This window comes from Parapedobacter sp. 2B3 (genome assembly GCF_041925275.1).
Taxonomy (GTDB): domain Bacteria; phylum Bacteroidota; class Bacteroidia; order Sphingobacteriales; family Sphingobacteriaceae; genus Parapedobacter; species Parapedobacter pyrenivorans_A.
The window spans coordinates 1-23,837 of the sequence record NZ_JBHEUZ010000002.1 but is presented as its reverse complement, the minus strand read 5'-3'; the positions used below and the strand labels follow the sequence as shown (position 1 = coordinate 23,837).

Genomic DNA, 23,837 nt, shown 5'->3' with positions numbered 1-23,837 from the left:
AGTACGATGAAGATAAAAAACATATGCTGTATCGGAGCGGGTTACGTTGGCGGCCCGACCATGTCGGTGATTGCGCAGAAATGCCCGGATATCAACGTAACGATCGTTGATATCAATGCCGAGCGCATAGCTGCATGGAACAACGCGGACCTGTCCAAGCTGCCGGTCTACGAGCCGGGGTTGGATGCGGTGGTGGGCGAGGCCCGCGGGCGCAACCTGTTCTTCTCCACCGACGTGGAGGGGGCCATCGCCGCGGCCGACATGATCTTCATCTCGGTGAACACGCCTACCAAGACCTACGGCAAGGGCAAGGGCATGGCGGCCGACCTGAAATACATCGAGCTGTGCGCGCGGCAGATCGCCTCGGTGGCCAAGGACGACAAGATCGTGGTGGAGAAATCGACCCTTCCGGTGCGCACGGCCGAGACGCTCAAGAGCATCCTGCACAACACGGGCAACGGGGTGGGGTTCCACATCCTGTCCAACCCGGAGTTCCTGGCCGAGGGCACGGCCATCGCCGACCTGCATAGCCCCGACCGGGTGCTCATCGGCGGGGAAGACGCCGAGGCTGTGCAGGCACTGGTAGACATCTACGCGGCCTGGGTGCCGCGCGAGCGGATACTCACCACCAACCTGTGGTCCTCCGAGCTGTCCAAGCTCACGGCCAACGCCTTCCTGGCCCAGCGGGTATCCTCGATCAATGCCATCTCCGAGCTGTGCGAGAAGACGGGTGCCAACGTGGACGAGGTGGCCCGCGCCATCGGCACCGACAGCCGCATCGGCCCCAAGTTCCTCAAGGCCTCGGTGGGCTTCGGGGGCTCCTGCTTCCAGAAGGACATCCTCAACCTGGTGTACATCGCCCGCAGCTACGGGCTGCAGGAGGTGGCCCACTACTGGGAACAGGTCATCACGATGAACGACCACCAGAAGCGCCGCTTCGCCGACAACATCGTGCAGGCCATGTACAACACGGTATCGGGCAAGAAGATCGCCTTTTTGGGATGGGCCTTCAAGAAAGACACCAACGACACGCGCGAATCGGCGGCCATCTACGTGGCCGACGCGCTGCTCAACGAGGAGGCCAATATCGTCGTATATGATCCCAAAGTCTCCGCCGAACAGGTGTATGCCGACCTGGACTACCTGGGCACACGCAGCCCGGAGGAGAACCGCCGGCTGGTACAGGTGGTGACGGATCCGTACGATGCGGCCGACCGGGCACACGCCATCGCCGTGCTCACCGAGTGGGATGAGTTCAGAACCTACGACTGGCACCGCATCAAGGAACACATGATGAAACCCGCCTTCGTTTTTGATGGCAGGAAACTGCTCGGTGGAAACGACCTACCAGCCATCGGGTTCAAGTATTATGCTATAGGCGAGTAGTTAACCTTATTGCGCAACAGGCGACACCGTATATCCGGCTTGGCGCAATAAGTTTATCACCCCTTTTTCGCCACCGAGGTGGCCCGCGCCCACGGCAAAGAAGGTGGGTGCCAACCGGGCCTGCTCGCCAATCATCGGTATCCACCGCTCATTGCGCTCGTCAAGCAGCAGCCCGGAATACGACCGTAACGTGGGTTCTTCCGTAACCAATTGATAGAGCTTCACGATATCCTCCTGCTTGTATAAGGCAATCATCTCCTTCATTGCCGACGCGAGACTGTCCGTGCTTTCCAAGCTTTTTTGCAGTTGCTCAGCTTGCAGGCGATAGGGAATGGCATCAAAAATCGCCATTTGATCCGCAACGGTTTCTAAGGCCTTCACGCCGATACCCTGTTCGGCCGCATGGTCGACCAATGTCTGCTCCCATCCTTTCACCTCGCATTGCAGCAACGGCATCATCAGCATAGGCATCAACAGATAGGGCTTCATGCGTGCCATGAATTGAAGCGGCGCTCCGGTAAAACGCTCGAAGTCACTGGAAAGCTGCTCATACGTAGCCTCCGAAAAGAAATGCGCCAATGAGGTATCTCCCCGCATCGGGGCCTGCTGCATCATCTGGCCAACGAGCGCGGGATCGGAAAAATCAAGCTCCAGGCACAGCGCCTGTGTAGCGGCAAGTTTCGCCCTCAGTGTTTCAGACGGTTCGATGTCACTTGCACATAGGAGGTGGAAGGTCCCGAAGAGATAAGACGGTTGGTCCAGCCCCGGCCCGGCAACCTCCCAAAGCAAGGCTTTTTCCTGCGGCACCTGTGCCAAACCGCTGCGGGCAAAAAGTGTAAGCGATGTCGCGAACAACGTTACCAGCATGGTTTTCAGGTGATGGTTTCTGTTCTTCGTGGTAAGGAACGAGGAAGCTAATATCATCGTCTGGAAATTTAAAATGCACCTAAAGGTAATTATATTTTGTAACGAATGCGAAATACTTCACTTCTTTATAACATCCGTTGCGCGTAGCCAATTGCATATCACAACAATTTTATCTAAGTTTGCCTTCCAAAAATTCGATAAGCAAACAGACGTTGAAATGAGTTCGACACCGATAAAGAAAGAAACGTATTTGGAGTGGTATAAGTCCATGCTGCTCATGCGCAAATTTGAAGAGAAGGCCGGCCAATTGTACGGACAGCAAAAAATCCGTGGTTTTTGCCACCTTTATATCGGCCAGGAAGCTGTAGTGGCAGGCGCCATGTCGGTGTTGCGGCCCGAAGATTCGATGATCACAGCCTACCGTTGCCATGCACATGCCATCGCCAAGGGTGTATCCGCGGATGCGGTTATGGCCGAACTTTTCGGTAAGGCCACCGGTTGCTCCAAGGGCAAGGGTGGCTCCATGCATCTTTTTAGCAAAGAACATAAATTCATGGGTGGCCACGGTATTGTGGGCGGGCAGATTGCGCTCGGCGCGGGAATCGCGTTCGCAGAGAAATATAACGGTGTTGACAATGTGAACGTATGCTACATGGGCGATGGTGCCGTAAGGCAAGGAGCATTCAACGAAACCCTCAACATGGCCATGCTATGGAAACTGCCGGTTATTTTCGTGTGTGAGAACAACGGTTATGCCATGGGGACTTCCGTAGGACGCACCACCAACATGAGCGATATCTACAAGATGGGCCTTGGTTTCGACATGCCCAGTGCACCCGTAGATGGCATGGACGTGGTAGCCGTGCACAATGCGATGGATGAAGCCGTGCAACGTGCACGGAGTGGTGAAGGACCTACATTTCTCGAAATGCGTACCTACCGGTATAAAGGGCACTCCATGTCTGACCCCGCAAAATACCGTACCAAGGAGGAGTTGGAAGAGTACAAAGGGCGCGATCCGCTGATTGTCACTAAAGCAACCATCGCCGAAAAGAAATATGCAAATGAAGAATGGTTTGCCGAAGTGGAGGCCGAGGTGAAGAAGACCATCGACGCCTGTGTCAAATTCGCCGAAGAATCCCCGTATCCGGAAGTGGGCGAGCTGTACAAAGACGTGTATGTGCAGGACGACTACCCCTATATCTTGGATTGAAGTATTTGAAGATAGCTAATTAACGTTTAAGAAAAAGATTAACCGCAATATAACATGGCTGAAGTAGTTAAAATGCCGAAAATGAGCGATACCATGACTGAAGGGGTCATCGCAAAATGGCACAAGAAAGTGGGCGACAAAGTCAGTTCAGGCGATTTGATAGCGGAAGTCGAAACCGACAAAGCCACGATGGACTTCGAATCGTACCAGGAGGGGACGCTATTGTATATTGGTCCGAAGGAAGGAGAAGCCGTGCCCATCGATGCGGTTATTGCGGTATTGGGTGAGGAAGGAGAAGATTATAAAACGTTGCTCAGCGATGGTGGCAGTGGCAAATCCGGTGCCGATTCAGGTAAGACCGAAGCCAAAGAAGAAGAGCAATCCGCTGAAAGTGCTGACACCGACGACAATGGGGAAGAAGTTACCGCTGAGTCACTGGGTGCCACCGTCATTACCATGCCATTGCTCAGTGATACCATGACCGAGGGGGTTATTGCCGAATGGCATTTCAAGGTGGGCGATACCATCAAAAGCGACGATGTGATTGCCGACGTAGAGACGGACAAAGCGACGATGGAGGTCACTGCATATGCCGACGGCACACTTTTATATGTCGGTGTGGAAAAAGGACAAGCTGCCAAGGTGAACGATATCATCGCCATCGTAGGCGAGGAAGGCACTGACGTGACACCCCTGCTTAACCAAAAAAGCGGCAAAAAATCCGAGCCGACGGCCAAGTCAGTCGACAAGGATGCTGGGCAGCCAAAAACAACCGACGCCGAACAGCCAAAGTCGGCCGCTACAGAAACGTCATCCGCCAGTGAGGACGACACTCGTTTGAAAGTATCTCCCTTGGCCCGTAAAATAGCCAAAGATAAAGGGATAAGCCTTGCCGATGTGAAAGGCACCGGCGACGGTGGCCGCATCATCAAAAAGGATATCGAGTCATATACCCCATCCGCGCAGCCGGCGGCTCGTGCAGCGGCACAAGCACCGGCAGGCGAAGCGGCAAAAACAACCGTCAGCATCCCGCAGTACGTAGGCGAGGAACGTTATACCGAAAAACCGGTTACCCAAATGCGGAAAACCATCAGCAGGAGGCTGTCCGAATCATTCCTCGTGCCGCATTTCTACCTCACCATCAAGATCAACATGGATAATGTCATCCCGGCCCGTGCTAAAATCAACGAAGTGGCACCTGTGAAGGTATCGTTCAATGATATGGTCATCAAAGCTGCCGCAGTAGCATTGAAGCAACATCCGGCAATCAATGCCTCATGGCAGGGCGACACCATCCGCTACAACGAACACGTGAACATCGGCGTAGCCGTAGCCGTCGATGAGGGATTACTGGTGCCTGTAGTGCGTTTTGCAGACGGCAAATCATTGTCGCACATCTCAGCGGAAGTCAAAGAATTTGCGCAACGCGCTAAGGCCAAGAAATTGCAGCCTGCAGACTGGGAAGGCTCTACCTTCACGGTTTCCAACCTGGGTATGTTTGGTATCGATGAGTTTACTGCCATTATCAATGCGCCTGACGCTTGTATCCTCGCCATCGGCGGCATCGACCAGGTACCTGTGGTAAAAAACGGCGAGATTGTTCCTGGCAACATCATGAAGGTAACGCTTACGTGCGACCACCGCGTGGTGGACGGTGCCACCGGGGCTGCCTTCCTGCAAACCCTCAAATCACTGCTGGAAGAGCCCGTACGGTTGCTCGCCTAGCGGAATAACAGCCAAAAAATTTGAAAGCCGTCTCGTTTGAAACGAGACGGCTTTTTTGCTGGAAACAAGCTATCTTGCATACCGAACACATTGCATATATTTGTGGTAGGTGTCAATTAAGTAGCCCGTTATGGCAAAAAACAAAACCAACTATACATCGGCAGACGTTCACGAATTCATCAATGCCTTTGCCGACACCGATCAGAAGCGGCAAGATAGCTTTGAACTCCTGAAAATCATGCAGGATATCACAGGCTGTGAGCCCAAAATGTGGGGACCATCCATTATCGGTTTTGGCAATTACCATTACAAATACAAAAGCGGACATGAAGGTGATGCCCCCGTTTTGGGGTTTTCTCCAAGAAAGGCCGCATTTTCGCTCTATATCTATTCCGATACCGAAAAAAGTAAATTAGCATTAACCAACCTCGGAAAATATAAAATGAGCAAAGCATGCATTTATGTGAAAAAACTTGCTGACATCCATATCCCAGCTTTACAGGAGCTCTGCAAGGAATCCATTAAGTACATCGGCGAGCATCACGAATGTTCGTGTAAGGTAAAATAACCGCATCATTAGGGATGCACTCAAAAAATACTGAAGGAAAACAAACGAACGATGGGAAACTTAAAAATCGAAATCAAATGGGCAATATATTTCACCCTAATGACCTTAGTATGGATGTTGCTAGAAAAACTGTGCGGACTGCACGGAAAATATATTGACTATCACCTCTATCTTACCAATCTCTTTGCTATACCCGCCATATGGTTTATGGTCCTGGCGTTGGAAGACAAGAAGAAAAATTTCTATAGCGCACAAATAAGCTACACACAAGGATTAGTTTCGGGCATCTTACTCTCGGCCTTCATCGCGCTATTGAGTCCGCTTACACAATGGATTACTTCTTATGTGATTACACCCGAATATTTTCCAAATGTAATCAAACGTTCTGTGGAATTGGGTTATTATAAAACGACTGCGGAAGCAGAGGCACATTTCAATTACAAAAACTATGCAATCAACTCGACCGTTTTTGCCTTTGTTTTCGGGGTGGTAACGACCGCCATTGCCATGATTTTTATCAGAACAAAAAGTAAGGGTTGACCACTAGGAGGTCAAAAATAAGTTGACCCCGACAACAATATGAGCAGACAAAAACAAATCGTAGAAAAATACATGGATGGGTTCCGTGCTTCCGACCACGAAAAAATATTATCGTGTTTAACGGACGACGTGGTGTGGGAAATGCCCGGATTTTATCTACATCGTGGCAAAGCGGCGTTTGATGAAGAAATCGAACATCCCCATGCTGACGGGCATCCTGACATCACTATAACCCGGCTCGTGGAAGAAGGAAACATCGTCATTGCCGAAGGGACTGTAAAAGCAAAAATGCAAGACGGCAGCGGAATTAATGCTGTTTTCTGTGATGTATTTCATTTTACAAACGGAAAAATAAGCAAGTTGACTTCGTACTTAATGTTTAACAAATAACCCCAAGTACGGATATCAATCGCCTAAGTTACCGCTGGTTAGTAGCCATCACTGCAAACGACCGCACCTATAAGGGGAAAAGCGATCAGCACTCCTAAACACGACGGCCGAAAAAAAACCTTCCTGCCGTGCAACCTTTTTATCGATATTACCATCATAGTAATAAACACACCCGAATTGGAGCGAACGGTTACGATAGAAAGTTTGTATGAAGGCTGCAAAGGCGGCAGCCGGCAGGCTCAGGAGCAACTGTACAACGCATTGGCATCGAAAATGCTTGGGGTATGCATGCGCTACGCCAACAGTACATTCGAGGCGGAAGACATGTTGCAGGCTGGCTTCATCAAGGTGTTTAGCAACCTCGGAAGCTACCGGGGCGACGGCTCCTTTGAAGGATGGATACGGCGCGTCATTGTTAACACGGCCATCGAAGCATACCGTCGGAACATGCGCAGCGGACAACAAGTGGAGCTGAACGAAGAGTACGACGATGTACAGCAGACGTTTGCGATGGACAACTTGGAATGCGAGGACCTGCTGCGGCTAATACAGGCGCTTCCCGATGGCTACCGGGTGGTATTCAATATGTATGCGGTAGAAGGATTCTCACATAAGGAAATAGCCCAATCACTGCAAGTCAGTGAAAGTGCGTCCAAGTCACAATTGTCCAGGGCGCGTGCGTGGCTGAAACAACGGATAAAACAACTAGAAGGAGGGATTCATGAATCCAAATAAGAAAAACGAATTTGACAGGCAGTTAGCGGGTAAGTTCGAAAGCTTCCGCCCCGGGGTTCCTAGTGGCCTGTGGGATAAGATTGCCTCAAAGCTCGACGAACAGGAGCAAAGCAACATCGTTCCAATAAAACAACAACGCCGGTTTCCTATCCGATGGATATCGGTTGCCGCGAGTGTACTGGTGGTTTGTGGCTTCGTGTATTGGTATAACCGCCCGGTAGAAGTAACCTACCTCCAAAACCCGGTAGCGCAGGAGGAAGAAGCAGATGCCCCGGCTATTGAAGAACCTGCTCATGAGCCCGCTGCGGCGGTAGAACCATTAGACATGGATCGGCTGAAACAACTGTTCGCCAAGCGAAACCGAACGCCGAAAAACGAAAGCAAACAGGAAATACAGATGGCCGAGACGCCGCCTGCCAATCGGCCTGCCGAAGCCGCCGATAGCCAGCCCGTGATTACCGAAGAGACCGCTTCGCCCACACAGGTATTTGCAAAAAACAATGAGCAGGCTACACCACCCTCAGCAAACCAGCCAGTAAGTGAGGAAGCGATAGCGGCGACCGTACCTGATATCCAGCCACCTGTAATAATGGAGGAAGAGGAAGAAACTTTGTTGGCCGCAGTGGAAGCATCGAAACAACCCTTTGGGGTAAGCAACATCCTGAACTATGTAGTGGGCGCGGTCGATCAGCGCGACGAGAAGCTAATTACGTTCTCCAACGACGGCGAAGGTTCGTTGAAGCTCGACTTTAATTTCAGCCTAGCAAAAAACAAGAAAAAGCGAATAAAGTAATTCACCCTTTAATATAAAGTCAACATGAAATACATGATCCTTACCCTATTATGCTGCACCGCCTTGCTGACGGCGACCGCACAGGAAAAAAAGAAAACGGATACCCTCCGGGTAAACCATCGCACCGCCATGGATACGGTCATTATGGAAGATGTAGAAACCGGGGAGCGGCGGAAAGTACGTATCACCATCCCCGGGAAAGATGAAGGTGTCATCACCATCGAGAAATCAGAAAAAACGTACGAGTACGAAAAAGGTGATAAGGACAGCGGTGACGTAAAAGTAACCGTGGAGCGTACCAGGAAGTCACATCCCATCTATGGCATTACGTTCTCGCGGATCGACCTCGGCTTGGTCAAACTGATGGATAACGGCAGTTTCACGCTATCCGGCAACAACCGCGATTTCAAGTACCGCCCTGGCAAAACGGTCAATTTCGGTTTCGACCTGCTGCAGGCGGGCTATCGCTTCAATGATAATTTCCGTCTCTTCCTTTCGGCAGGGTTCGACTGGACCTATATCCGACTGCGAGAAGACATCGATTTCTTAGAAAACACCACACCACTTACGTGGGAGCAATCTACCATAGACTACTCCAAAAACCGGCTCACTTCCACCTACCTTCGGCTGCCGCTTACCTTCGAGTTACGGAGCAAACATTACAGTGGCTTGGGCCGGTTGCGGTTTGCATTCGGGCCCGAAGGCGGCTTTCTGCTCAAAGGGACGCAACGGTTCAAAAGCGACGAATTGGGCAAGCAGAAGTTCAAAGACGATTATAACTTCACCCAATTCCGCTACGGTGCCTTCGCTCGCTTCGGCGTGGGTTCATTCGGCATCTATGCCAAATACTACTTCAATGACCTGTTCGAGAACAGTCCGAACCAAGCTGGCTTGCAAACCATGGCCTTCGGCTTGACGCTCGGATTTTAAAATCATTGCGTTATATTTCGTAATTTTGCAGAGGGCGTATAAAACGAGATAAAATAGAACGCGGATAACACTGATGAAACGGATGCTCACAGATTAATATTTCAAATACATTGATTACAAACAATAAGAAACCCGTGTTAAGCTGCTCAATCCGTTTCATCTGTGTTCCCTATCCTTTTTTGAATACCCTCCTTTATTTATGGCGATACCCTCTACAAATGTTCCTTCCTGTTCGGTACCGAATGATGTACAGCGTATAGGCCTGCCGTTGATCCATGGTGACCGTATAAGCCGTGCTTTCGCCGGCAAGGAACCAATTGTCGCCATCGCCGACGTTTCTTTCGGTATTCCCGAAGGGAAAACCACCGCCATTATCGGTGAGAGTGGCAGCGGCAAGAGTACGCTACTCAAACTCATCTATGGGTTGCTGGAGCCGGACAACGGTGAAGTCCGTTACCGCGGCTGGCGGGTGCCGGGCCCGCGCGAAAAACTCATCCCCGGCCACGAGGCTATGCGTATGGTATCGCAGGGGTTTGACGACCTCAACACCTACGCCAACGTGTGGGACAATGTGGCATCTCAACTGTCCAATACTGACCTCGACGGTAAACACCGGGAAACGGCGGCCAGCCTGCGCCGCCTGCGAATCGACCACTTGGCCAAGCAGCGCATCGCCGACCTGAGTGGTGGCGAAAAACAACGCGTAGCGCTGGCTCGGGCACTGGTGAATAGCCCCGAAGTACTCCTCATGGATGAGCCCTTCAATCAGGTGGATGCTTCGTTCAGGGAAACCCTGCAATGGGATATCCGTAATATTGTAGAAGAAACCGGGCTCACCGTGGTGCTCGTATCGCACGACCCAGCCGAAGTGCTTTCCATGGCCAACGAATTGATTGTGTTGAAAGGCGGCAGGTTGATGGCGACAGGCCAGCCGACGCAGCTGTACCAACAGCCGCCAAATGCATATACCGCGCGATTGCTAGCTAAAAGCAATATCCTCGAAGCGACGGAGGCCCAACTACTGGATATAGATACCCATACAGCGATGGCCATCCATCCCGAGTGGCTGTCAATTACCGAAAGCGAGCGAGGCCTATTTAGTGTGCAAGACATCCAATTTAAAGGATTCTATCAGCTAGTCACCGTACGGCATGAAGCCATTGCGCTGCATGTCATCGCCGATGCGAACGCCAACTTCGATAGCGGTATGCAGGTGCATGTCGGGGTTAACCATTTCCACCCACTTCCAGGTCAGTTTGCTGCACCGATCAGCAATTCCCCATTGTAGTAATCTACAATACGCTGCCGAAGATGCCATTGGTAGCGCGCAATGACCAGGTTTGCATTGGCATTGTCCATTTTGTTTTTGGCAAAGAGAAAATCTACGGAGTTGATTGCCCCGGCATTGAACCGTACTTCGGCGATGCGGAACGACTCCGTATAGTGGATAACCTGTTCTAAGAGGTTCTTATACCGTTCCTTGGCCGCCTCCAAGTTGAAGAGTACTTGATGGGCGGTTTGTTGCAGTTCGTGGCGACGGGACTGGGCTACCTGTTCGGCATCCAACACATTGAGCTTTGCCCGGGCCACGTTGTTCCGCACCTGAAATCGTGAGAAAATGGGGATCGAAAGTGAAAACGCCACCGAGCGACCTAGGTTGTTCTGCATTTGGGTATAATAACTACCCATGCCGTCTTTCGAATAGTTACTAGACAACCCCGCGCCCAACGATAAGGTGGGGAGATACGACGACCGGGCTGCTTTCAACGAAAATTTTGCCTGCTGTTGCCAATGGTCCGTAGCTTTGACAATACCCAACCGTTCGGAGGCCGTTTGGTAAAGGGCTTGGGCATCCGGTACGGGAGCCTTCGGCAGGGGCAATTCCTGTAACGGCGCAAGTGATACGCGTTCGTCATAGGGTAGGTTCAACAGCCGGAATAAGCTCAGCAAATTCTCACTCAAGGTATTCTCCGCCGTATTCAGGCTATTAAGGTCGCTGGCGTATTGCCCTTTGAGGTCGTAGTAATCTCCCGGGGCAATTGCTCCTTCATCGAAAAGTGCCGTACTACGCTCTACCTGCCGTTGGGTTACCGCCACCTGGCTATCGATCTGCGCCACAATATCCTTTGCGGTAAGCACATTGATGTACGCCGCGGTGACATCCAGTGCCACCTGTTCTTCCGTCAGCTTTTCCTCCAATTGGGTAGCGCGGTACGCATGGGCCTGCTGCGTAATGTTGTGAAACATTCGTAACCCGTCAAATAAAATCAACGAGCTACTAACATGCTGGTTTCCTGAAATGAAATTCTCTTCCACGTATTGGTTCGTCGTCGGGTTGATAAACCGGCCCTGGCTGTAGCTGTGGCCCATACCCGCTTCCAGCGATGGCAATAGGTTCTGTTTGGTCTGCCGTAAGTTGATGGCTTGATGTTCGGCCAGCAAGCGACTCTGCTGTACATTACGATTATGTGTCAGGGCGAGGGTGATGCTCCGCTCCAAGGTAAGCGTATCGGGGGTGAGCATACTTTGCGCGTTGACCTGCATGGCAGCCGCACCAATGGCCGCAAACAAACAGACGATATAACGTATCGGTAAAAACATGTCTTTATTTCGTTTTGGCATAATGCAAACATTGTTTGCGCCAAAACCGCAATCGCATGACTATAAGCTGCTTGAAAAAGAACATACTTCCATCGCTGTTCGATATCGGGCAGTAAGTGTTCGAAAACGGACAATTGGTCAAATCGATTGTTTCGGCGTCAATTGCTTCACCGCACCCATATACGATGCGCCGATGGGCAATATGCTCCCGTTGATGGCAAGTTGGTGCCGCTCGATTTTCTGCACTTTGTTGATAGCCGCAATAAACGAACGATGGATACGCACGAAACGGTCGACGGGCAACAATGCTTCGCATTCGGTAATCGTCATGCGGCTCAGCACGTGGTTATCGCCGAGCACAAAGTTGACATAATTGCCGGTCGCTTCGAGGTAGTCGATGGTATCGAAATCGATTTTGACTTGATCATAACCGGTTTTGACGAAGAGACACGCCGGTTTGATATCCTTGCCACGTAGCTCCAGCCATTCCTGTGCTCTATTGCACGCCTTCAGGAATCGCGGTAACGAGAAAGGCTTGAGCAAGTAATCCACGGCATCCAATTCAAAGCCTGCTACGGCATGTTCAGAGTAAGCCGTGGTAAAAACAACGAGTGGCTTCCTACTTAGACTCTTGAAAAACTCGATCCCCGAGATATCAGGCATCTTGATATCGAGGAAAAGCAAATCCACCGGGTATTGCCGCAAATAGTCCATCGCTTCGAACGCATTGGTAAACGTAGCTTGTAGATCCAGAAAAGGCACCTTGGCTGCGTGGCTACGCACCACATCAAGCGCTATGGGTTCGTCGTCTATAGCAATGGCAGTAATCATCGGGACCCAAGATACTAAGTTTATGAGAACTGGCCAAATCGTTGGCGTACGATGCGTTTCATCTTGGTTGCAATGTTATGGTTAGGTGCACAAAATACTCCTGGGTGGTTTCGCGGATCACCAGCTCATGCCGGTCTGGATAAAGTACAACCAAGCGTTGTTTTACGTTCTCCAGCCCAACGCCTGAATGGCGCCGTTCCGGGTCGGACTCCGGTTTGCGGTGGATACTGTTGTGCACATCGAAATACAACTCCCCATCTGATTCATAGAGGCTAACCTTGATCCACGATTTCTCGTTCAAGCTGACACCATGTTTAAACGCGTTTTCCACAAACGGGATGAGCAGCATCGGCGCAATATAAGTACTCTCTAACGCATCCTTGATATCACATTCCACAGTGATCTCGGGAGATGTGGCGGTACGCAACAACTGGAGGTCGATGTAGTTGCGGAGGTATTCAATCTCCCGGGCCAACAGGATGCGGTCTTGGTTGTTCTCGTGGAGCATGAAACGCATCATATCCCCCAATTTCTGGATACCTGTGGACGTACGCTCGGCATCTTCCTGTAGCGCGGTTCCATATAGGGTGTTAAGAATATTGAACAGGAAATGTGGGTTGATCTGTGACCGTAGGAAGCTCAGCCCGGCCGATGTCTGTCCAAGTTCGGTTTGGAGATTTACCAGTTGACCGATGCGTTCCTTCTGCCGCTGGTATACGAAATTGGCGAGCGGTAGCATGGTGAGGTTGGCGCAAATCCACATGACGAAATATAAAGGCCCTGCCGACCCGGTGACGTTCAAAAAAAACAACCCAAATGGCACAAAAGCAACAAACGATAGCCCCAAGGCTAAAAGCAGGTACATTGAGAACGTATATCTCCGTTTCTCTTTCAACGGCAACAACCCGTATACATTCAATGCAAAAATAAGATAGGCATAGGGCACCAAACTCAGCCAGAGTACGGCAAGGTCTTGCTCAATAGCCATCAACATCATAAAAACCAATGCCCCGCCGCCCAGCACCACCAAACTTTCCTTGGCAATACGCGTACCGAACGTATTATGATTTTCCTGCAAGTACCGGATGAGGCGCTTAATACCTTCGTAGACAAAAAGCAGCAGGAACACAAGCAATGCGCCACCCAGCGATTCACCGCGTTTGAGGTGGATGACGAACTCCCCATCACCCCACCGGTGGTAATCGCGTACCCAAACACAGGTGGTGAGCCCCAACCAAACCAAAAAGAAGAGCAATAACGTAAATGCAATACCCAGATCGATTTTCCGTTCCTTGAAAAATGCCGACGAAATCCACTGCGTGAATGCCACATACGCTCCGTATATGACAGTAGCATAGCCCATCAACGAAACGGCGTCGCGTGTGCCCCAGGCGCCGCCTTGATTGCTAAAGATGAGCACGATTGCAAATGCGTAAATGCCCGTGGCCAAGATAATTTCAATACGATTCAGCTTCATAGTTTAATGCTTTTCCGACAAAGAACGCCAAATGGCCGAGATGGGACAATAAAATGGGATGAAAACAGGAAAAGTGGGGATGAATGGGATTCGGAGTGTTACCCTTCCCACAATTGTGCCTTTTGCCGTTCGATGCCCTGCTGTACCTTGGTATCATACACCCCATCCATAATAGCTATCTCTGAATCACGATCCCTGCCCGAACGATGGACATCAGTCACCTGTTGGTCTTTCAGCGCGACATCATAAGCATCGCGGGCGCTCATTAACTTAACAAATACAGGCAAGCATTCGAAAAAAATGAAAAGTAGCATAATGAAGGTTATCGACCAATAGTTCGAACTGTTGACGCTTCCGTCGGGATAATACTTCAAGTCGCCCAACGCAGCATTTCGGTCGGCAAACCCTGCCCGGTTTACAGCGCTATCCATTTGCGCCCCGGTGAGTAACTGGGCATCCATCAATCCTTCGAATTGCTTGCGTTGCCCGATGAAGGCTTCCTGTCCCGCGATAGCCGACCGCAACGTGTCCAGGTGCTGTTCTTGCTTTTCCAATTCGGCCTGCCGTTGCTTGGCATAGGGCCCATACCCCACGATACCCGATGTTTCTATACTTTTTTCACCAAAGGTCTCCATCTTGAGCTTCACACGGTCAGCTTTGATAGTTGCCTCAAGTGAATCCCGCTCCGTTTTCAATTCGTCAATTTTGGCCAACTCAATGGTGTATTTACTATCGAATGCACGATTGAGGGTATCGATGCTTGCCCGTTGCCGATCGAGGTAGGTAACCCGCAGCTGGTCGCGGATTTCCTTATCGAATACCTTGATTTCCAGTGGACGGGCAATAACAATACCGATAAGAATCGCCAACAGGATACGTGGGGTAGCTTGTAAGAACTGTTTGGAGCCGGATGCATTCTTATTGATGCTCGACACGATATAACGGTCCATATTGAAAATCGCCAGTCCCCATAGCAATCCGAAAAGCACGGCGTAACCGATGGCACCACCGTCGCCACTGAACACAAAATACAGGGCATATCCACCCGACAGGGCGGCAAAAAACCCTGTGAAAAAAATCGTTGCCCCAATGCCCACATACTTGCTATGCTCGGCGGGGTATTTAGCCAGTGTGGATTGATGGACACCGCTGCACCACCAAAAAAATTGCGTCAGTTTCTCCATTTGCTTTCCCGATATCGCTATATAGACTTAAGACAACCTGAAAGCCAAATTGTTACGCCCTCCAATTGTTATGGCGGCAAAGATAGGGACTTAGGGACGGAGCAGAGACACCGAGGGACGAAAGTGCTTAATTACGGGACGAAACACGGGGCTTTCTACTTTCACTCATGTTCCGTACTTTTGTCGGCGATGGATATGTTCGACAACATATTGACGGGCTACTTGGAGCAAACATGCGACACAGAGCCAACGCTCCTACAGCGCATAAACAGGGAAACCTACTTAAAGGAAACGGCGCCGCATATGCTTTCAGGCCACTACCAGGGTCGCCTGTTGGCCTTCCTGAGCAAGCTCGTGTCGCCAACGAAAATACTTGAAGTAGGCACTTTCACAGGGTACGCCACGCTATGCCTGGCAGAAGGGCTTGCAACAACGGGCGAGATCCACACGATCGACAACAACGTAGAGCTCGAAGACCGCGTACGCGAATACTTCGCGCTGTCCGATTTCAACGATAGCATCCATTACCACATCGGCGATGCCACCGCGATCATCCCTACGATAGCTGGGCCGTTCGACCTGGTGTTTATCGATGCCGATAAGAAAAACAACGGCACCTACTATGAGCTCGCCCTTGAAAAAAGCCGCCCCGGTGGTTTAATCTTGATCGATAACGTACTTTGGAAAGGAAAAGTGGTTGCAGCGGCCAACGACAACCAAACCCAACAGATTGCCGCACTAAATCATCAACTTGCCAACGATGAACGCATAGATAAGTTAATTCTCCCCATTCGCGACGGGCTTTTCCTGTTGCGGAAACGATGAAGGGGCAAAAATCATGAGGAATGAACGTAACGAACAAAACTACTGTAATCACCTTATGCCTAACCTCTCTTTTTATTGCCGTTTTTATTGCCCGGACCATGGCCCAGCAGATTACACCCCAGGCATATATAGAACAGCATAAAGCCACGGCCATCCAGTACATGGAAGAATACGGTTGCCCCGCCAGCATCATATTGGCGGTTGCCATGCACGAAAGTGCCCACGGAAACAGCAGAATAGCTCGGTATCTCAATAATCATTTCGGAATCAAAGGCCCCAACAATAGCAAGGAAATCCGCTCGGCTTACAAAGGCTACGAATCGGTAGAGGAATCGTACCAAGATTTCATCGATTTCCTCAAACGACGTGAAAGCACCGAAAAGCTATTTGACCTCTATAAGGCTCACGAATACAGGAAATGGGCACAGGGCATTGCCCGGTCGGGTTACGCCCAAAGTCCATCCTGGTCATCAAAGGTAATCGGCATGATCCGTAAGTACAGCCTCGACGAACTGGACGAAAAACCCGAATCCGATACCGTATTGGCTGTTGCAGAGACTCCGGCCGAGGTGACATGGTACACGGTAAAAAAGGGGGATACCTTGTATGATCTGGCACGCGAGTACGGTACAACCGTGCGGGCTATCCAGCGGGAAAATGGACTTACCAGCTCGCGGTTACGTATAGGCCAACAATTGATTTTGCAATGAAAAGATGCTTATATGCATTCTTGGCGGCTATATCGCTCTCATCATGCCTTTCCAAGCAAGATGTGCTTCAGAACCCGCGTATAACCAAGCGGGAGCAACCGGCCCACCGCCCGCATAAGCACGAAGAGGCTACTCCGCCCCCCAAACTCACTACCAGCCTATCGGGATTAACCTATATTGAGCAGTACAAAGACATCGCCATTGCCGAGATGGAAGAGTACGGTATACCTGCCAGCATCAAACTTGCCCAGGCGCTGCTCGAATCGGGCAACGGTAACAGTACGCTTGCCCGGCAAGCCAATAACCATTTCGGCATCAAATGCACACCCGAGTGGAGTGGGGGGAAAACCTATCACGACGACGACCAGCGCAATGATTGCTTCCGTGTATACAAACGGGCGGAAGATTCCTTCCATGACCACTCGCAGTTTCTCCTGCGAAAGCGCTATGCCGCACTGTTCGAGCTTGACAAGGACGACTATAAAGGATGGGCGCGGGGACTCAAGGCAGCAGGATATGCCACCAATCCCAAGTATGCCGACCTGTTGATCAGTCTTATCGAACGATACCAGCTGTACCAATACGACCGACCGGAAACTCGCGATGAAAAGATCCAACGGGAGGCGGTAGTGCAAACGGAAATCGTGGAAAATAAAGCAGAAGAAGCCCCGATAGCCCAAACCAAAGCACCCGTACGCATAGACATCCATGAGGTAAAACAGGGGGATACCCTCGCAGCTATCGCCCGCAAATATGGAATGGAAACCGCCGAGCTGATGGATCTCAACGGGCTCAAAACGCAATCGCTCTTCGTCGGCCAGCTGATTCTGGTGTCACAATAACGTATCGTAGTTGCTAAATGATGTTAATTTTTTCGCCGACTGCAAACTTAGCCGTAGTTTTACGACAGTGAAACATATCGGTATTTTTCTTTGTGGGCTACTGCTAGGTACGTGGGGCCATTTTGCTGCCGCGCAAACAACCATTCAGGGGATTGTATTTGACACCCATACCAACCAGCGGATTTCACAGGTATACGTATACAATACGGCAAATGACCACGGCGGCTACAACAATACGCGGGGAGAGTTTACCATCGATGCATCACCTGGCGATATCCTCATCGCCGCGGCTAAGGGATATCACCCAGATACCCTCACCGTATCCGACAAGACGGTGGTGCTCTTCCATATGGCGCGCGCTACGATATGGCTGGATGAAGTGTCTGTGATAGCAAGGCGCAGCCCTGAGGAACGCCTCGAGGAGAACAAGCGAGAATACAGTACCGCGTACTCGAAGGGAAATGCAGGTTCTATTTTCTCTACGGGGCCCACGGGGGCGGGGTTGAGTATCGATGCGCTATATAAACTCATGAGCCGGGAGGGCAAAAATTCGCGCAGGCTCCAGGAAATCATCGAGCGCGACTACCGCGAGTCTGTTATCGACTACCGATTTACACCTGATCTGGTAAGTAGCGTGACGGGCCTGCGGGGAGAACTTCTGGTTGATTTCATGCGGCAGTACCGCCCTTCATATTTCTTCATACTCAGTGCAAACGACTATAATCTCGCATTCTACATCCGTTCGTCGCTGGCCCGTTACCGGCAAAATCCAGCCGCCCATAGGTTGCCGCCGCTTCCGACTGCCGAGAAATAAAGTAGCTTGTGGAAAAACAGCACGATATTTGTTATTTTAGCGCCAGATATGAGACGACAGTTTTACTTTTTGCTGATTATCCTATGGGGTTGGGTGCCATTGGCCAGTGCCCAAACTTATGATATCGACGAGTTGCGGCATAAACCCGATTCCAACAGTCTGAAGGTTGAAAAACCTGAACTTGACATACGCCCCATAACCTTGCCCATATCGGCACTGGACCTGAAGGTTATCTATTGGCGGCATTGGTCGTCGTTCGGCATCAATGCCAACCAATCGTCATTCAGCGACAATTGGACCGGGGGTGGGGTCAACTCCATCTCTGTTGGTCTTCTGCTCAACCACAAATCCGATTATACGCGCAATAATACCAACTTCGTCACGGAGCTCCTCATGCAATACGGGAAACAGAAAAACAAAGATCAACAACCCCGTAAGAATAATGACCGCGTGTTTTGGGACAATAAACTTTCACTTAAAGTTTCCAACCATTGGTCGCTGTTTACGTCGCTTACGTTCGAAAGCCAGTTTGATATGGGTTTGACGTATGGATCGGACGGCACCGTTACCGATACGATTTCCAACTTCATGGCCCCCGGTTATTTAACGGAATCGCTCGGTATCGAATACAAGCCCGATAATACATTCTCCTTACGGATCGGCACAGGTACGGCCCGCCAAACCTTTATTTTAGATGAACGTTTGGTCCCTCGCAATGGTGCTACCCGATTTGGCGTGGAATCGGATAAGAATTTCCGCAATGACCTCGCTTTTCAGATTACGGCCAATCTCGACCGCAATATCGCGCGTAACCTTAATCTTAAAAGCCGCTACAACATGTTTGCCAACTACGAGGAGCTTGGAGATCCATCGCACCGCTTGGACGCGACACTTACAGCCTCCGTTACACGAATCATCAATGTAACGCTCAGTGGCATCCTACTGTATGACAGCCGCCTGGACGACGAAATTCAAACGAGCCAAACACTGGCACTGGGGCTGCTCTTTAAGCTTCCGAAATAACCCAATGGATGATACGCACGTACACGATACAGGGAGCCGTGTCGCTAATCGGCGCGGCAGTGATGCTATCGGCATGCAGTACCAATCGGTACGCTGAGACCAACCGCATTTATAAAAAACAGCTGAAAGCGCTCACCGAGCAGATGCGGGAGCCACTGCCCTATGCTACGCCACGGCTCGTCACCACATACGATACATCGGGGAGGGTACTCATTTCGGAAGACTCGCAGGCAAAAGACCACCCACGCTGGGTAGGGGCCATACATTTCAATCTACGGAAGCCCAACTACGTGGTGATTCATCACACGGCCCAAGACAGCCTCCAACAAACTTTACGTACGTTTACTGTCCCACACGCACAAGTCAGCGCCCACTATGTAATCGGCCGCGACGGGGAGGTGTACCAGATGCTCAGTGACTACGTGAGGGCTTGGCACGCCGGGGCCGGTAAGTGGGGTAGCGTGACAGACCTAAACTCCGTATCGCTGGGTATTGAACTCGACAACAATGGAAGCGAGCCTTTCTCCGAAGCGCAGATCCATAGCCTGCTCAACGTGCTCGATACGCTGAAAAGGAAATATAATATCCCCACAGCCAATTTCATAGCACATTCGGATATAGCGCCTACCCGAAAAGTGGATCCCAGTGCATTTTTTCCTTGGAAACGGCTAGCTGAAAATGGGTTTGGCTACTGGCCGAGCGATTCACTGGCCACCCCGCCCGAGCACTTCAATGCGGTCGATGCCCTGCGTATTATCGGGTATGACACGAGCAACCTAGACGCAGCGACTAGGGCCTTTAAATTGCACTACATCCAACATGAAGTAAATGCCGTACTTACCGACGACGATCGGTGTGTACTATATAACCTGTATCTCAACTATTGATACTGGATATATATCGGCCGGGGCGTTAACGCAAGCACCTCATCCAGCCTCATCATACGGTGCGGGGCCGGTATCAGGTCATTCTTGTAGAAAAATTTGAATCCGGTGAACTGTACCGGTTCGCGGAAAACGTAGGTGTGATACGTGTTTTTCTTCAGTGCAGGGGCACCCCATCCGTCCATATCGATTATCAACTGCACCTCCGGTCGGAGCTCAATCTGCTCGTAATCTCTCACCATCCCCTGTGTAAAGCGATGTACCACGAGCGCCTTGGGGGGCAAATTGTTTGCGCGTACCAGTTCGGCAAGGTGGGCGGCAGCAAAATTAATGTCGTCCGCAGTGAAATGACCGATGCGTTTTCCCGGAGGCAGGTCATCTTTCATGGAAAACTCCGGGTCGATACCGAGGTGCACATGTGGCATCCGCAGGAACGTATCCAACCGCGGGAGCTCCGCTTGCAGCGAGCTGAACCCAACTTGGATATCGAGGAACACGAGCGCATCTCTTTTTTCGGCAATCCGCAGTACAGAATCGATCTGGCTGAACGGCATGCGGGCACGGTATTTTCCATCACGCCCGGCACTACCCTGTGCGGTAACCGCGATATAATGCAACGCGGGAATTGCTTCCGTAGTCGTGTCAGCTGCATTCCAATTGGCTACCTCATCGTCGAGCTTGGCCAGCATTTCATCCGGTGGCAGTTCTCCCAATATACCCATCCTCGTCGAATAAAGGTTACCGTAGAAGGCGATAATCCGCTTATGGGGCAATATGGCGCCCGGTAGTGGCTGCGGCTGGTTGGCGACGGGCCAGCGTCCTGTGGTATCGCCGTTGGCCAAGGCTTGGAGCTTCGTTTCATAAGCTGACTCGTCGGCTACCGGCACATGTACGGCTGCCTGCTCGCCAACACCTACGCTTACAGGATCATCCGCCACCGCAGTGTGGGTTACCCCTTCTGCACGGCTGCCGCCATTTGTAGGTTGACAGGCCCCGAAAAGCAACAACAGGCTTAAACCGATAGGAAATAAAATCAGGCAACGTACATGTACAGCGTTCATCACTGCAAATAAACACAAAAAAACAATACGCCGTTGCCCTCAAGGGAAGCATCTATTTTACTTGTGGGATGGATGAAACGTACCGCTCGTATTCCATTGCCTGCTGATGGATAAAGGTATTGTCTGCCAAGGAACCTACCACGGCATCCCGTTCCGCTTCGTTTTCATAGACCATCTGCCGGAACTTATTTTGGTAATCCTTTGCCCGGGTTTTATAGATTTCTTGGCAAATCCATTGTTTGGTAACGGTACTCTCACCAATCACCTGCTGGATAAATGCGGGTGTCAATCCACTTCGTTGCATGCCGTTTATCTCAAGCAGTGATGCGAGCGCATGCCCGAACTTGTGCGCGGGGTATGCATCGCTTAACTGGTGGTAACATTGGTGCACCGCTCCCCAATCGTTAAGGCTACCGTCGCGGATATCGCTCAGCAATGCATTCAGGTCCTGCTTCCGGAAGAGCTGTCCCCCCACATCTTCAAACATCTCTCGTTGGTAAGACGCTTGGTCTGTTCCGAATTCTTCCGTGAATTGTGGAAATGTATGGGTGTCAAAATACTGTTTCAGTTGCGTGGCCCCATAATAGGCTATCATCCGCCGGTAGATACGGTACCCATCACGTACCTTAATAAGCACCACGCGGCGTTTGGAGTTTTCCACCCCCGCCAACGTAATTTCCTTGGTGCTCAAATCGATGTTATCATCGGCAAGGATGTCACGCCCACGCTGGGCGCACTCATCCGTATCGGTTGCCTGCGGAAAGAATGTATGGCCCACCGCCACCTCTATTTCATGCAGTGCTGCAAACATTTCATTAACAGTATCCGGTGCTAACACATCATACTCAAAGTACTGGTTTTTCAGTGAGCGGCGGTCGCGGTTAAGGAATTTGGTGTTATTGCGCATCAGCGCATACATATTGTATAAAAACCAATAGGCCGGTAAGACGACCAACCGGTCGTTTGGCACATCGTTGCTCACCATAGCAAAGGGTAACCGGATGTCCAGTTCGTGCATGAAGTCGCCCTTGGCGATGAGGGTATAGGAAGCGAAGCGCGAGTTATGCTTCAGGCTTACGCAGAGCCCCGGCCAGAAGCCCCGGCCGGCCACGATTTCACCATCGGCAGCACGGGAGTTGTGGTTAGACCCCACGGTTGCACCCGCAGCCATGTTGCTCTGCCCCATCACCAATGCCGCACAGAGAAAAGAATTGTTGTGGTGCTGCTCATGCGCTGGAAAGATGAGCGAGTTGAGCACTTCACAGCAGGAAATGGTGCTGTTATCTCCCAAAAACGAATTGATGAGGCGTGCACCATACTTCAGCTGTGAAAATGCCGAGAGGATAAACCGTACCGCCTTAACGCCATAGAAGATCCGGCAGCCGTGGCCCACGATGCCATTAACCAACTCACATCCTTCGCCAATCTGCGTATAAGCACCTGCGATGGAGTTGACTGTCACATTCTTTAGCTTATTGACTCCTTTGATATAGGCATCCGTACCAATACGGACATCCTTGATGGTGTCCGTATTTTTGACTACCGTACGGTGGCCGATGGTACTGTAATAACCTCTGCGTGTATCGAACCGGGCCAGTGCCATTTCGCGGAACCGCTTTTGGAGCTGGTCATCGTGCCGGTTGCGTGTCCAAAGATACACATCCGAGGCCTGCATCCCATCGAACGGGAGCACAGCACGGCCGCCGTTCTCATTGCATAACTCCAACGCGATCAAGCTGCTTTCGGGGTCGCCATCCTTAAGGATACCATTGCCGAATTTTGCATTACTGCTTGTCTCCATCTCGTTGATATTGAATAACACCACGTCATCGCCAAGGATGAAATGGGCCATGTAACGTACGTTGTGGATGGCATTGTAACCACCGATGTCGCAGCTTACCACAACACTGTTATAGATGCCGATGGGTAGATGCAGATCGCGGTAATCCAAAAAACTAGCTTCCATATCGCCGATACGTACGCGGCCATAAAACTTAGACCGTTGCACTTGGTCGGGTATAAATTGGTCGGTGACCCACACATCTGTCCAGTTGGAAGCATAGTTCCCGTTGCGGATAAGCAAATCGATTTCTACGGTATCGAGCTGTCGATAGGTATAACTCGTCAATTGCTGCTTGTCGCGTAGTTCGTATTCATCTTTCCCATTCGGCAGGTATTCGGCAGGGACAAAGTTATATCCCAAGGTATCCAGTGGCTTTCGCTTCGGTGTCATCATCGGCAACTTATAATACATGTATTCGCCCGCACATCGGTAAAGCACCAAAAACTCGCTACCATCGGCTAGGCGCTGGCCGCAAAAATAGCATTTTTAACGTTAATCAATCGATTGCGTGTAGCTTTCGGGTGCACGACAGATTTCCGTCAAGCGGCATTTTTAGCGTATTCGACGATTTTATACCATCTATTGCTTTTGTAGG

General features: G+C 50.8%; 23 protein-coding genes. 16 read left to right on the top strand and 7 right to left on the bottom strand.

All coding sequences use genetic code 11. The features are described 5' to 3' along the window. The first annotated feature begins 6 nt into the window (after positions 1–6). A complete protein-coding gene (locus tag ACEVG1_RS02550) occupies positions 7–1,386 on the top strand; it encodes a nucleotide sugar dehydrogenase (RefSeq protein ID WP_374741988.1) in 1,380 nt (459 codons plus the stop codon). A gap of 6 nt (positions 1,387–1,392) precedes the next feature. On the opposite strand, the gene ACEVG1_RS02545 is transcribed toward ACEVG1_RS02550, so the two are convergent. Beyond that, entirely contained in the window at positions 1,393–2,310 is a 918-nt protein-coding gene (locus ACEVG1_RS02545) for a TraB/GumN family protein (RefSeq protein ID WP_374741987.1), read from the bottom strand. A gap of 160 nt (positions 2,311–2,470) precedes the next feature. Between ACEVG1_RS02545 and pdhA the strand changes: the two genes are divergently transcribed. The 9 genes from pdhA to ACEVG1_RS02500 all read left to right on the top strand — a co-directional run bounded on the left by pdhA (position 2,471) and on the right by ACEVG1_RS02500 (position 10,435). Then, the gene (gene pdhA, locus ACEVG1_RS02540) at positions 2,471–3,466 is read left to right on the top strand and encodes a pyruvate dehydrogenase (acetyl-transferring) E1 component subunit alpha (protein ID WP_374741986.1); all 996 of its coding nucleotides are present in this window, start codon (positions 2,471–2,473) and stop codon (positions 3,464–3,466) included. Positions 3,467–3,520: 54 nt separating this feature from the next. Beyond that, positions 3,521–5,191: a pyruvate dehydrogenase complex dihydrolipoamide acetyltransferase gene (locus tag ACEVG1_RS02535; RefSeq protein WP_374741985.1), complete on the top strand. Its 1,671-nt coding sequence runs from the start codon at positions 3,521–3,523 to the stop codon at positions 5,189–5,191. Positions 5,192–5,321: 130 nt separating this feature from the next. After that, on the top strand, positions 5,322–5,759 hold the full coding sequence (locus tag ACEVG1_RS02530; protein ID WP_374741984.1) for a DUF1801 domain-containing protein: 438 nt from the start codon (positions 5,322–5,324) through the stop codon (positions 5,757–5,759). Between the two features lie 51 nt (positions 5,760–5,810). Next, positions 5,811–6,299 carry a DUF4199 domain-containing protein gene (locus tag ACEVG1_RS02525; protein WP_374741983.1) on the top strand — a complete coding sequence of 163 codons (489 nt, stop codon included), beginning with the start codon at positions 5,811–5,813 and terminating at the stop codon, positions 6,297–6,299. A gap of 39 nt (positions 6,300–6,338) precedes the next feature. Further along, positions 6,339–6,689, top strand: coding sequence for a nuclear transport factor 2 family protein (locus ACEVG1_RS02520; protein ID WP_374741982.1), 351 nt, complete (start codon positions 6,339–6,341; stop codon positions 6,687–6,689). A 177-nt stretch (positions 6,690–6,866) separates the two neighbouring features. Continuing rightward, positions 6,867–7,424 carry an RNA polymerase sigma factor gene (locus ACEVG1_RS02515; protein WP_374741981.1) on the top strand — a complete coding sequence of 186 codons (558 nt, stop codon included), beginning with the start codon at positions 6,867–6,869 and terminating at the stop codon, positions 7,422–7,424. After that, positions 7,411–8,217, top strand: coding sequence for a hypothetical protein (locus ACEVG1_RS02510; RefSeq protein WP_374741980.1), 807 nt, complete (start codon positions 7,411–7,413; stop codon positions 8,215–8,217). Before ACEVG1_RS02515 ends, ACEVG1_RS02510 begins: the two co-directional genes overlap by 14 nt. A 24-nt stretch (positions 8,218–8,241) precedes the next feature. Continuing rightward, entirely contained in the window at positions 8,242–9,147 is a 906-nt protein-coding gene (locus ACEVG1_RS02505; RefSeq protein ID WP_374741979.1) for an outer membrane beta-barrel protein, read from the top strand. A gap of 199 nt (positions 9,148–9,346) precedes the next feature. Beyond that, positions 9,347–10,435, top strand: a complete 1,089-nt coding sequence (locus ACEVG1_RS02500; RefSeq protein WP_374741978.1) for an ABC transporter ATP-binding protein — start codon at positions 9,347–9,349, stop codon at positions 10,433–10,435. On the opposite strand, the gene ACEVG1_RS02495 is transcribed toward ACEVG1_RS02500, so the two are convergent. From ACEVG1_RS02495 to ACEVG1_RS02480, 4 genes are all read right to left on the bottom strand, one after another. Further along, positions 10,399–11,748 (bottom strand): TolC family protein, encoded by a 1,350-nt coding sequence (locus tag ACEVG1_RS02495; protein ID WP_374741977.1) that lies wholly within the window; start codon positions 11,746–11,748, stop codon positions 10,399–10,401. The two genes, ACEVG1_RS02500 and ACEVG1_RS02495, sit on opposite strands and share 37 nt — an antisense overlap. Before the next feature lie 138 nt (positions 11,749–11,886). Continuing rightward, on the bottom strand, positions 11,887–12,579 hold the full coding sequence (locus tag ACEVG1_RS02490; RefSeq protein ID WP_374741976.1) for a LytR/AlgR family response regulator transcription factor: 693 nt from the start codon (positions 12,577–12,579) through the stop codon (positions 11,887–11,889). A gap of 58 nt (positions 12,580–12,637) precedes the next feature. Continuing rightward, complete coding sequence (locus ACEVG1_RS02485; RefSeq protein WP_374741975.1) at positions 12,638–14,056, bottom strand: sensor histidine kinase; 1,419 nt, start codon at positions 14,054–14,056, stop codon at positions 12,638–12,640. Between the two features lie 98 nt (positions 14,057–14,154). Next, complete coding sequence (locus ACEVG1_RS02480; protein ID WP_374741974.1) at positions 14,155–15,240, bottom strand: DUF4407 domain-containing protein; 1,086 nt, start codon at positions 15,238–15,240, stop codon at positions 14,155–14,157. A 189-nt stretch (positions 15,241–15,429) separates the two neighbouring features. Between ACEVG1_RS02480 and ACEVG1_RS02475 the strand changes: the two genes are divergently transcribed. From ACEVG1_RS02475 to ACEVG1_RS02450, 6 genes are all read left to right on the top strand, one after another. Next, positions 15,430–16,065 (top strand): O-methyltransferase, encoded by a 636-nt coding sequence (locus ACEVG1_RS02475; RefSeq protein ID WP_374741973.1) that lies wholly within the window; start codon positions 15,430–15,432, stop codon positions 16,063–16,065. Between the two features lie 20 nt (positions 16,066–16,085). Then, positions 16,086–16,775 (top strand): glucosaminidase domain-containing protein, encoded by a 690-nt coding sequence (locus ACEVG1_RS02470; RefSeq protein ID WP_374741972.1) that lies wholly within the window; start codon positions 16,086–16,088, stop codon positions 16,773–16,775. Next, positions 16,772–17,617 carry a glucosaminidase domain-containing protein gene (locus ACEVG1_RS02465; RefSeq protein ID WP_374741971.1) on the top strand — a complete coding sequence of 282 codons (846 nt, stop codon included), beginning with the start codon at positions 16,772–16,774 and terminating at the stop codon, positions 17,615–17,617. The genes ACEVG1_RS02470 and ACEVG1_RS02465 overlap by 4 nt, the downstream gene beginning before the upstream one ends. A gap of 67 nt (positions 17,618–17,684) precedes the next feature. Then, positions 17,685–18,431: a hypothetical protein gene (locus ACEVG1_RS02460; RefSeq protein WP_374741970.1), complete on the top strand. Its 747-nt coding sequence runs from the start codon at positions 17,685–17,687 to the stop codon at positions 18,429–18,431. Positions 18,432–18,479: 48 nt separating this feature from the next. Beyond that, positions 18,480–19,454: a DUF3078 domain-containing protein gene (locus ACEVG1_RS02455; protein WP_374741969.1), complete on the top strand. Its 975-nt coding sequence runs from the start codon at positions 18,480–18,482 to the stop codon at positions 19,452–19,454. Between the two features lie 8 nt (positions 19,455–19,462). After that, positions 19,463–20,341 (top strand): N-acetylmuramoyl-L-alanine amidase, encoded by an 879-nt coding sequence (locus ACEVG1_RS02450; RefSeq protein ID WP_374741968.1) that lies wholly within the window; start codon positions 19,463–19,465, stop codon positions 20,339–20,341. Here ACEVG1_RS02450 and ACEVG1_RS02445 read toward each other — a convergent pair. Together ACEVG1_RS02445 and ACEVG1_RS02440 are read right to left on the bottom strand one after the other, a co-directional pair. After that, positions 20,335–21,399 carry a hypothetical protein gene (locus tag ACEVG1_RS02445; protein ID WP_374741967.1) on the bottom strand — a complete coding sequence of 355 codons (1,065 nt, stop codon included), beginning with the start codon at positions 21,397–21,399 and terminating at the stop codon, positions 20,335–20,337. The genes ACEVG1_RS02450 and ACEVG1_RS02445 overlap by 7 nt on opposite strands. Positions 21,400–21,451: 52 nt before the next feature. After that, entirely contained in the window at positions 21,452–23,635 is a 2,184-nt protein-coding gene (locus ACEVG1_RS02440) for a DUF4954 family protein (RefSeq protein WP_374741966.1), read from the bottom strand. Between the last annotated feature and the right edge of the window lie 202 nt (positions 23,636–23,837).

Coding starts and splice junctions, on each gene's coding strand:
- ACEVG1_RS02500 (WP_374741978.1), top strand. CDS start 9,347: ATGGCGATACCCTCTACAAATGTTCCTTCCTGTTCGGTACCGAATGAT.
- ACEVG1_RS02505 (WP_374741979.1), top strand. CDS start 8,242: ATGAAATACATGATCCTTACCCTATTATGCTGCACCGCCTTGCTGACG.
- ACEVG1_RS02440 (WP_374741966.1), bottom strand. CDS start 23,635: ATGATGACACCGAAGCGAAAGCCACTGGATACCTTGGGATATAACTTT.
- ACEVG1_RS02475 (WP_374741973.1), top strand. CDS start 15,430: ATGGATATGTTCGACAACATATTGACGGGCTACTTGGAGCAAACATGC.
- ACEVG1_RS02510 (WP_374741980.1), top strand. CDS start 7,411: ATGAATCCAAATAAGAAAAACGAATTTGACAGGCAGTTAGCGGGTAAG.
- ACEVG1_RS02450 (WP_374741968.1), top strand. CDS start 19,463: ATGATACGCACGTACACGATACAGGGAGCCGTGTCGCTAATCGGCGCG.
- ACEVG1_RS02550 (WP_374741988.1), top strand. CDS start 7: ATGAAGATAAAAAACATATGCTGTATCGGAGCGGGTTACGTTGGCGGC.
- ACEVG1_RS02455 (WP_374741969.1), top strand. CDS start 18,480: ATGAGACGACAGTTTTACTTTTTGCTGATTATCCTATGGGGTTGGGTG.
- ACEVG1_RS02495 (WP_374741977.1), bottom strand. CDS start 11,748: ATGTTTTTACCGATACGTTATATCGTCTGTTTGTTTGCGGCCATTGGT.
- ACEVG1_RS02470 (WP_374741972.1), top strand. CDS start 16,086: ATGAACGTAACGAACAAAACTACTGTAATCACCTTATGCCTAACCTCT.
- ACEVG1_RS02490 (WP_374741976.1), bottom strand. CDS start 12,579: ATGATTACTGCCATTGCTATAGACGACGAACCCATAGCGCTTGATGTG.
- ACEVG1_RS02545 (WP_374741987.1), bottom strand. CDS start 2,310: ATGATATTAGCTTCCTCGTTCCTTACCACGAAGAACAGAAACCATCAC.
- ACEVG1_RS02465 (WP_374741971.1), top strand. CDS start 16,772: ATGAAAAGATGCTTATATGCATTCTTGGCGGCTATATCGCTCTCATCA.
- ACEVG1_RS02480 (WP_374741974.1), bottom strand. CDS start 15,240: ATGGAGAAACTGACGCAATTTTTTTGGTGGTGCAGCGGTGTCCATCAA.
- ACEVG1_RS02530 (WP_374741984.1), top strand. CDS start 5,322: ATGGCAAAAAACAAAACCAACTATACATCGGCAGACGTTCACGAATTC.
- ACEVG1_RS02485 (WP_374741975.1), bottom strand. CDS start 14,056: ATGAAGCTGAATCGTATTGAAATTATCTTGGCCACGGGCATTTACGCA.
- ACEVG1_RS02445 (WP_374741967.1), bottom strand. CDS start 21,399: ATGAACGCTGTACATGTACGTTGCCTGATTTTATTTCCTATCGGTTTA.
- pdhA (WP_374741986.1), top strand. CDS start 2,471: ATGAGTTCGACACCGATAAAGAAAGAAACGTATTTGGAGTGGTATAAG.
- ACEVG1_RS02520 (WP_374741982.1), top strand. CDS start 6,339: ATGAGCAGACAAAAACAAATCGTAGAAAAATACATGGATGGGTTCCGT.
- ACEVG1_RS02525 (WP_374741983.1), top strand. CDS start 5,811: ATGGGAAACTTAAAAATCGAAATCAAATGGGCAATATATTTCACCCTA.
- ACEVG1_RS02535 (WP_374741985.1), top strand. CDS start 3,521: ATGGCTGAAGTAGTTAAAATGCCGAAAATGAGCGATACCATGACTGAA.